The organism is Ventosimonas gracilis (genome assembly GCF_001580025.1).
Classification (GTDB): domain Bacteria; phylum Pseudomonadota; class Gammaproteobacteria; order Pseudomonadales; family Pseudomonadaceae; genus Ventosimonas; species Ventosimonas gracilis.
This window is the reverse complement of record NZ_LSZO01000019.1, coordinates 1-399: the sequence shown is the minus strand read 5'-3', so window position 1 is coordinate 399 and position 399 is coordinate 1. Positions and strand designations below refer to the sequence as shown.

Below are 399 nucleotides of genomic sequence, written 5' to 3'. Positions count from 1 at the left end.
CTTGCAGCGCATCCATAGCTTGACCGATAACGGCCTGAAGCTTCGCCACATCATTACCCGCGTTCACGAACACCGAGGGCCATTGCAGGCAAAATTGCCTTTGGATTAAAGCCTTGACCGAGCGCAAATAAAAATCGTTTCCCCGTGTTAGGCTGGAATTTCCACAAACCAGCAAAACAAGGAAACGAAAAATGGAAAATGATAAGAGCACCGAAAGTCCCGAAAGCAGCACCAGCACCTTTAAGCCAAAGGAGCTACGCGCACTGGAAAAAGGGCAGCTAGCGGTGCTTAACCTGGTCGTGCAGGCGTTGGTCGAAACCCACCCCAACCCTGCCGAACTATTTAAAGCCTTCGCGGGGAAGGCCGCCGCTGCAAGAACACTCATGCCGGGCTTTGCCT

At 52.6% G+C, this 399-nt stretch carries 1 protein-coding gene; it reads left to right on the top strand.

From position 1 onward, the window contains the following. Nucleotides 1-191: 191 nt before the first annotated feature. Nucleotides 192-399: hypothetical protein (locus AXE65_RS01500; protein ID WP_153015356.1), on the top strand; the 208-nt coding region annotated here is incomplete at its 3' end.